The sequence below is a fragment of the Nocardia carnea NBRC 14403 genome (genome assembly GCF_000308515.1).
Taxonomy (GTDB): domain Bacteria; phylum Actinomycetota; class Actinomycetes; order Mycobacteriales; family Mycobacteriaceae; genus Nocardia; species Nocardia carnea.
Genome location: NZ_BAFV01000058.1, coordinates 122905 through 132023, shown reverse-complemented (window position 1 = coordinate 132023; position 9119 = coordinate 122905). Strand labels below are relative to the sequence as shown.

The window sequence follows — 9119 nt, the reverse complement described above, 5'->3', positions numbered from 1 at the left end:
GTCGTCGGGTCTGCCACGGTGGGCGCCGCCGCCGTCCATGTGGAGGGGGTCCCATGGGGCGGGGTTGCGGCGTCCGGCGCGTAGCCGGAAGGGACTGTCCAGTGCGTCTTCCGCGTTGGGGGCGGCGGCGCCGGCACCGTACGCGATCCGGTGACCGGCTCGAGCCGGCTTCGCAGCAGGGTTATCAGCTGGAGTGCTGCCCAGCGCGAGCTCACGCAGTATCGCGACATCGTGTTCCGAGATCCCGCTGCTCCGCGCCGGTCGGCTGCCGATGGCGCCGTCAGCGGTGGGAAGATTTACCACCAAGTCAGGAGTGATTTCGGGCGGGCTCAGGGTGGTGACGAAGTGGTGGATCACCCATTGCGGGCTGCCGACGACGGGACCATTGATCTCGCCATCGGCGAATCCGACCGCAATCGCCTCGTCCGGGTCGAGTGTGTCCTTCGTCCGGTCGGTGAAGGCCGCCGCCGATGATGCGGCGGACCGCGACCGTACTCTCGGCGACCACGAGCTGCGTGCCGCGACCGCCTTCCCGGTCCACATCTTGTTCGTCGGGTGTCCATTTGGGCAGTTTCGTGGCGACGCCCGAGGCGATCTCATTGGCGACCACGACGTGCACCTGCCGGTCGTCTCCGGCACCCCGAATCGTCAGATCGAGGACTTCCTCCGGGGCCAGGCCGGCCGACGAGGCATTGCTGTAGAGGTGCTTCTTCGCGTTGGTGACCAGTTCGCTCACCGCTCGCATGATGCTGTCGACCATGTCGCCGGAGATGTCCCCATCGTATTCCAGTAGCCGTGCCTCGACGGCATTGCGAATCCGACGAACCTCCCGCTGGTACGGCGGTGGCTCTTCGGAACCGGAGTCGCCGAACATCTCCATCAGACGGTCGAGATCGAGCTCCTCCGAAGACCTTTCGACCGGTGGCTCGGCGGCCCGCTCCACCGGACCCGGAGTGCGCCCCAGCCGCCACTCGACCCGCACATAGCTGTTATCCGCGGTGATGTCGACGAGATCAACGTGCACCGCATCGGCATCGAACTCGGCCCGGAGAGATAGATGCCCCTGCCCCCACCGAATCGACGCACCGACGGCCGCAGCGATCTCCCGCACGTATGCCGGATCCGACCAACCCTCCAGCAACTCGACGATCTGTCGTTCCACCAGGTCGGCCTGCGCCTCGTTACCGGCGGTGAGGTCATCGAACCGCAGGCCCGGAACATCCGTGAGCGCCGAAGCGAAGAAGTGGTCCTCGGCGGCAGCCAGGTCGATCGGGCTGATTCCGAGTTCCTGGCCGAGGAGTCGGAAAGTGTGTCGGCTCGGTATGCGTTCCCCGCGTTCGATCTGGCCAATATATTTCTCCGTCAGGCCCGCACGGCCTGCCACATCGGACCGTTGCAGACGATGGTGATACCTCAGCGCCCTGAGCCAGAGTCCTTGCTCCGCGGAAGTGTAGGCGGCCCAGTCCTGTTCGAACCTCGCCTCCGGGTAGAACTGTCCGGCAGCGCGACCTGTCACGCCGGGCTCGATACCCAGTGCATCGCATATCCGAAGGAAGACAACTACTCCGGGCGCTCGCTCGCCTAGTTCGATCGAGCGAAGGTGGATGGTGCTGATCCCCGCGGCCGCCGCCACCGCCTCGGGTGACATGCCGAGGTCGTAACGGACTGCTCGGAGCCAACGGCCGCGCTCCTCGCGCGTGTACGCAGTCGGGTCGAGGCCGACCCGCACCCCGGGGAAGAACCGGTCGGCGGCCGCGTCGATGGCTTGGCGGCCGAGGCCCAGCGCCTTACACAACGACAGGAAATCGACTACCCCGAGGTGGCGCTCCGCCCGTTCGACCGATCGTAGATATTCGGTGTCGATCCCTGCGTCCTGTGCCAGATCTTCGACCGATATACCACGGTCGGCGCGGTGCGCTCGGAGCCAAAGCCCGCGTTCCTCTGGAGCGTATGCAGTTGGGGCGAGATCGGCTGTCGTTCCCGGGAAGAAGTGGTCGGCTGCCGGACCGATGGCTTCGCTTCCGAGGTGCAATGCCTCACCCAGTGTCCGGAAAACAGCGGCCCCCGGAACAGTCTCGCCCTTACCGATCGAGCTCAGATATTTCGCGCTGATCCCGCTGGCCTCCGCCAGCTCCTCCCACGACATATCCCGGTCGTTGAGCATCGCCGAGAGCCAACGCCCCGGCGCGTCGAGAGGGTATGCGGTCGGTGTCAGGTCGAAGTCGGCGTCCGGGTACAAATTGCGCGCCGCAACCAGGAATTCTGATCTGGGCACACCCAGCGCCCGGCCGATCTTCACGAAGAGTCCGGGCCGCGGCCGTGTGCTTCCCTGTTCGATCCGGCTCATGGTGCTGCGATTGACACCCACAGCTCTGGCCAGGTCGGCCGCGGTCATAGTCCTGCTGTCGCGCCGGCCTTTGTCGTCACGTCGCGCGGTGATCCACTCGCCCCGCGCACGGTTCAACGCATTCGCGCCGTTCGGCGACGACGGATCGGCTGCGCTGTGCGACGGCCTACTGCCGATGCTGTACGGCGCGGCACGGGTTCGGTCTTCCGCAGATCCCGGGATCGGGCCCCACTCGTCGGCCAGGACGTACCCGTACGCATGGACCAAGCCGTCCTCATCGGCGAATGATCGCGTGATGACGTATCGAGTCCCCCGCATGAGTACGACTTCCGACGTCCGGGTGACGGATTCGGTGCCGAGCAGGGGAGTGCCGGCGGGTACCCGCAGGTGTACGACATCGGAATCCTGCAATCGGGCCGATGGTGCGCTGCCCATTTCGCCGCACAGGTAGCCCGGAGCATCACACAGTTGGCCGCGCATGGACGCCGGATCCGCGTTGTCGGCCGAGTCCAGTACGGTCTCGGCGACGACCCAGGAATCGGCGGTTGTCCGGTTGCTCAGGATGGCGGCATCCAGGTGGGGCACATGCGGCCGGGCCGGATCGTCGGTCGTCTTCTCTTCATAGGGCGTCGCCACATATCGGTTGACCGCCGAGTATCCGAACAACGAGGTGCCGTTGGCGTCCTGCTTCGCCCACTCGATCGACTCGGCATGCTCGGCTGCGATGGTTGCGAGGTGGGTCCGAGCGTATTCCGCGCCCGTGGCGGAATCGCCGAAATCCAGGGTTCCCTCGGATAGTTCGGCCTTGGCGACAGCATGTTTTTCTGCATCGGAGAGCGCGTCGAATTCCTCGGTGGTTCCCTGCCAGGGCCGATAGAACGGCATCGCCTCGGTCGAGTCGCCGCTGTAGGTCCGAACTCCTGCCACCCGAAGGCTTTCGTCGGCGGCCACGACCAGCCCGTCGAGCTCCCGGTACTGCTCGATCAGCTCGACGACGCGCTGCTTGTCCGCCACCGGCCCCGCACCTGCCCGCAGCTCTTCGCGCAGTTTCAGGTAGAGCACTTCCACCGGCCGTCTGCCGAACGGTTCGACATCCGCACCCGCAAGCCGGCGCAGCTGTGCTTGCAGGTCGTCCCGGCGCGTACGCAAGTGGTTCAGCCGGGCGCGATCCTGGACCAGCTGGATCACCGTAGGGAGGGTATTGCCGGTGGGCCCAAGGGTGTTCGCGATGTGGTCGGGGCCGTCGTGGGGTCGACTGCCGACCGGACTGTGTTCGTCACGGCGCGTATCGTTCGGTACCTCCCCGGCGGCACCCGGTCGAATCGGTACCGCTTCGCCGAAGCCCGGCAGCCCCACGAACGCCGATTCGACATCGTCCACCTGGTCTGTGGAGACGTGGGGTCGCTGTTGCCGTGGCAGCGTCTCGGCGTCGGGGGCTTCCGCGGGCGAGCGGGGGGCGTGGTTGCCGTCCCGATCGTTATCGTCCACCGTGTCGGAGGGGAGGTGGGTTTGCTGGGGCGGTGGCAGCGTCTCGGTCTCGGGGGCTTCCGCGCGCGATCCGGAGACGAGGTTGCCGTCCCGATCGAACTCGATGGTCTCGAACCGACGCTTGTCCGCGGGTATCCGGTTGATGAATGCTTCCTGCTCGCGGCGCCAATCGTCGAATCCGACGGCCCTGTTCAGCAAGGTGCGGCGGTTGCGCAGATCCTTAGGACCGTAGTCGTTTTCGGTGTTGCCATCGCGCGACGCCGCCAGATCGACAACGACCAGGTTCGGTTCGTCGACCGAGGTGCTGTCGTTGACCAGCAGCACCATATGGTCGTCGGCCTCGGTGCTGGTGCCGTTGGTCCTGGTGTCTTTCCATTTGTAGACCAAGACGGAGATTCCGCCGGGCCGGGACTTCAGCGATTCGGCTACTTCGTCCAGCGATCCGGTCTTCTCCAACCCGGCGCCGAATATATCGCGCACCGCTTTGCGGCCGTATCCCTCGAGGCGGGTCGGCGGCAACGGGAAGCGGCCGATGTTGTCGGGACACAGAACTCGCATTCCCGTCACGGCATTGTTGACACAACTGTTGGGACTGCGGCGATGGAACTGCACGACCGAATCGAGCAGGGCCGAGAGGGCCAAATATTGTGACGCGGCAGCAACGATATCGTCGGCCGTCCCGTGGTCGACGTCGTTGTTCTGCGTGTCGGACTTCGGAGCAGCGGCATCCTGGCGATCGTGTCCCACCGGCCCGGAATCCGTTGCGCCCGAATCAGTATCGTGACGTGTATCGGGTTCTGCGGTGTTCGCGGCGGGCAGGTGATCGCCTAGCGCTTCGCCGAGGATATCGCGTGCGATGGAGGGCGTGATTCCGGCGGGGGGATATCCCAGAGTTGCGGCGAGAGCGTCCCGCGCCTCGGTGAGCAAGGGATCGAGTGTGCGCATACCTTCGGCGCCGTCGATATTCGCGATCGGTATGCCGAGTTGTTCGGCGAGCCGGCCGCGTAACTGGCCCAGATGGATGAATGCGTCTTCGTCGTTGGACGTTGCCCGGTCCCGCGCCGCCGCGGGGGCGGTCTCGTCGACATGCTGTTTTATTGCCTCGGCCGCTGCCGGCGTGAGACCGGCCCGGTGGAGCAACTCGCGCATCGGGTCGTCGACACCGGCGCGTTCCAGTGCGGTGATCTGGTCCGCCACGGCGGGAGCCGGGATACCCAGCAACCCGGCCAGGCGTGCGGTCCGGTCCGCCGGCCCATCCGGTCGTACGAAGTCGACCTCGTCATCACGGCGATACTGCCCGGTGTCGGCCTCGGCGAGGGTCACGGTGGGCATGGCGGTCGAGAAGGCATGGTGCCGGATGAAATCCGCGGTGGAGTGCCGGAGCGCCCGCTCTTGCAATTCGGGCACCAGCTCGCGGACGGACTGGCGTGCATCGACCATCGCGTCGTGGGTCCGGGGGGTGGGATCGGCGGCGTGCGCGGATACGGCCTGGTCGTATTGGATCACCGCCTCACGCACCCCGCTCAGATGCATGGCATTGCGAATCAGCGCGTCCTGGGGCGACATCACCACCTGCGCGCTGCCGAGCTGGCCGTTACGTGCCGTGCGGTTCTTGGCCTGCTCGTGGATGTAGGACTGCTCCGGCGCCTCGGTCATCCAGACATGCATGCCGCCCATGGCTTTCACGTCATCCGATACCGAGATATCGACACCGCGCTGGCCCTGCCGGTTGATCACCAGGATCTTGCCCTGCTCACCGGCCTCGTCGAAAACTCGCTGTAACTGGGATTCCCAGTCCGCACCCCAGCCTGCGATCCGCTTGGCGTCGACCGCCTCGATCGCCTCGCGCGGCACCCCCGCCCGCACCAGCGCCTCCACCTGCCGCTGAACCAGGTCGTTGCGGTGACACAGGATCTCCTGGAATCGTCCCGCACCCCCATCGCGCATCTCGTTCGCATATTCGGCGATCGTGCGCAGCTTGGCATGGGTACTTTCGGCCACATCGTGTTGGCCCTCCACCAGCCGATGCGTCTGTGACCGTCCGACCTCGTGCGCCGGCTCCAGGCCGTAGATCTTCTGCAGCACCGGGTTCAGGTCGGTGAGCGTGCCGGACGCACCGGTCACTTCATCGAAAAAGGATCCTTCTCCGACACGGTAGATCTCGACCGAATCGATGCGTTTGGCGGAATCCGCATCCGCGCGCACAACGATCCGATGCTCCTCGGCGTTCTCCCCTCGGGCGACGGCCGCGCGGATCTCTTTCGCCTCGATTGCCTGCGCGAGGCTCGCTTTACCCGGTTCCGCGCTCCACCGGGATTCGCTCGAGGTCTTCGGGTTCCGTTGCAGCCCGTGCTCGGCCTGATCGATGATGACGATCTTGCCCGCGTCCATTTCGTAATGGACGCCTCTACGGACGAGGAATTCGGCGTTGGCCGCCGTCTCCAGCCGGGAGGCGCCCATTCCCTCCAGCCAGTTCTGGCCGTCCGGCAGCGCCTCGACCTTTGCCCGTCCTGCGGCCGTGAGCTCGGGCTGACCGTCGTACCAGTACATGAGCTCCGGTGTGCCGTCGGCCTGCACGCCGATTTCTTCGGCGATTCGCCGGAGACCGAAATCTTCGTGCGACAGCGTCCCGTCCGCCAGCGCCTTGCTGAGGAATTCGTCCGCGCCGAACACCTGCCGGGCCGTTTCCTCCGGAGCCGCCTGCTCGGGACCTTCGGACCGGAGGAACTGCCGTTCGCCGCGGTCGATGATGCCGTCCATCTCGTCGATCAGCACATGCCGCGGTGGCTTGACGCCGGCATTGCACAAGTGCCCGACCGTTTCGCCGGTGGCGACCACGATCGCCGGCCGGCCCTCCTTGATCGGTCCGAAGCCGTTCTCTTGATCGGCTCGGAACACGTCGATCCCGAAGTCGGACATCACCTTCTTGTTCGTGAAGTCGGTCAGCAACTTCTCATACGTGACGACTTCGCGATTGGCCAGCCCGTCGGTCGTGGTCACGAGCAGAACCGAGCCCTCGTGCACCGCACGTTGTATTGCGGTGGCCATGAATACCAGCGATTTGCCCTCGCCGGGTTTCATTTCCACCGGACGCGATTTCATCGCGTAGACGGCTTCCGCCTGCTCGACCCGCAGCACCATGCCGCCCGGCACCGCGTCACTGATCGTGCCGCGCCGGATGAGCTCCACTGTCGCCAGCATCGACTGGTGTTCATCGCCACTGTGTAGTCCGGCCTTCAGTACGTCGTCCGGAAGATTGGACAGGCGTTGACTTTCCGGGACGTGCTCGGCCGATGCCTGGTTGAAGTCGATCAGCAGATCGACCGCCCGATCGCGGTCGCTGCGTGGCAGACCGGCGGCTTCGGCGAGACTGTCATGATCGGCGTCGCGAAGACTCTGCTCGCCGCGCACGGACAACGAGTGTTCGCCCGCAGTAGTTGTGTCGGTGCCATCCGTCTCGGTCCGGGTCGAGCTCTCAGGTCTTTCCTGGCCGGACTGTTCGGCGGTCGTATCCCGCTGCGCGGTCGCATTCTCCTCGCCACCCGACGCTCCGCGTTCGGCGCGGGCGTCCGGCGACCCCGCATCGCCCTCGTCGGCCGGATGAGGGCGTGCCGATGCCTCGTTGCCGGGGCCATCCGGGACCGCGGCGTGTTCTCCGGCCGGATGGGGCCGTGCTGATGCCTCGTTGCCGGGGCCATCCCGGACCGCGGCGTGTTCTCCGGCCAGAGCACCTGCCCCTTGGGGAACCCCGCCGTCCGGTCGTGCATCCGCCGGGATCTTCGGCGGCGGCGAGGTTTCGCCCGCCGCCACGACCGGCCGCGGCGCGGGCTCTCTCCCCGCAGCGCCCGGCTTGTCCGCCTGCGGCCGATCGACCGGAGCGGGTGCCTCCGAACGCGGCCGAGCCGCGGCGGCGTCGGGCGAGACGGCACCGGCGGCGGCCTGCGACCCCGACGCCCGACCGCCTGTTCCCTCGGGCGCTCTACCAGCGGCTCCCTCGGTCGCTCGACCACCGGTCGCTGCAGGTGTTCGACCACCGGCGGCGTCGGCCGGAGCCGATGCCTGTTGCCCGCTCCGCGATTGTGGTGGCGCGGCCGCTGCCGTCCCTGCGACCTCGGCGGGAGTCCCGCCACGCTCACCTGCGGGCTCCGCAGCCGGTTTCCATGTCTGCTGTGCGGACGCCCACGCCCGTTTCGATTCCGCCGACACTTCGATCGGTTGCCGAGGCGCCGCGGCATTCGCGTCGTGCCCTGCCGGGATCGCATCCGGCGGGGTGAACGGTGCGCCGCCGTCGATCGCCGGCGGACCGGCGTTTTGGGCATATACGCCCCCCGAGAATGCGCCGTTGAGAAGTGGTCCCAGCACCTCCGTGTAATGCTGCGGCCAACCAGCAACCGAGAACGCCGCACCCATGCCCCCGATCGCCCCCGCCGTACCATGCACCAAACCCATGGCCACACGACTGGTCGCGATCTGGGGGAACATCGTCGAAGCGAACCGGCCCCCGAGCATGCCGCCGACCGCACCGCCGAGGCCGGACACGGCGGCGACCTCGATCGACTTCAGATCGATACCCGTGGGGTTGGAACCGTCCTCCCCGATGATCTCGGACGTTCTGTCCCCGGTGGCGACCTGTAGCGCCTGCACACCCACTTCGACGCCCACGGGCAGCGCGATCGCCGTGCCCATCCACTTGGCGAACTGTGCCGGCCCCATACCGCTCAGCTGGGCGGCCGCCCTGGCGCCACCCGCCTGAATGGCCCGCTGTAGGTTCGCGCGCATCACGGCGACCTCGGCGCGTCCCTGGATCAGCGTGGATTCGACCGCCGGCGCGGCCGCGACCTGACCGGCCGGCCCCGCCGCCGTGGCGGCGGCCACCAAACCGTAGACCTTCCACGCCAGGTGGATGCCGAACGTGAACATCACGCACAGCCACTTCTCCGCGTCGTTGGCCGCCGCCTGTGCCTGATCGGCCAAGGCGTTCACATCGTTGCCGAGCTTGGCCGCGCCCTCCCGGTAGGACCCCAACGTTTCACGCAGTTGTTCGGCCGTCTCGCCCAGCGAATCCTCGTGCGTCAGCAAGCTGTCGATATCGGCCGAATGGTCCTCCATTTCCAGGCTGTGGGCACGAAGCTCGGCCGCCATGCGCCGCATCCCGGATATATCGGCGCCGGGAAGCTCCCCGCCGAACACCACCATCTCGATCGGAGTACGCAGGAACCCGGGCAGAACTTCGAAGGCATTGCGCAGCTGTACGACCGGGCTGAGCAGCGAGCCGTCCATCGCC

The 9119-nt window shown here is 66.8% G+C and carries 1 protein-coding gene; it reads right to left on the bottom strand.

Annotated features, from left to right (window positions below):
• Window positions 1-307: 307 nt before the first annotated feature.
• Window positions 308-9115 (bottom strand): helix-turn-helix domain-containing protein, encoded by an 8808-nt coding sequence (locus tag ON22_RS22250; protein ID WP_043740470.1) that lies wholly within the window; start codon window positions 9113-9115, stop codon window positions 308-310.
• Window positions 9116-9119 lie beyond the last annotated feature (4 nt).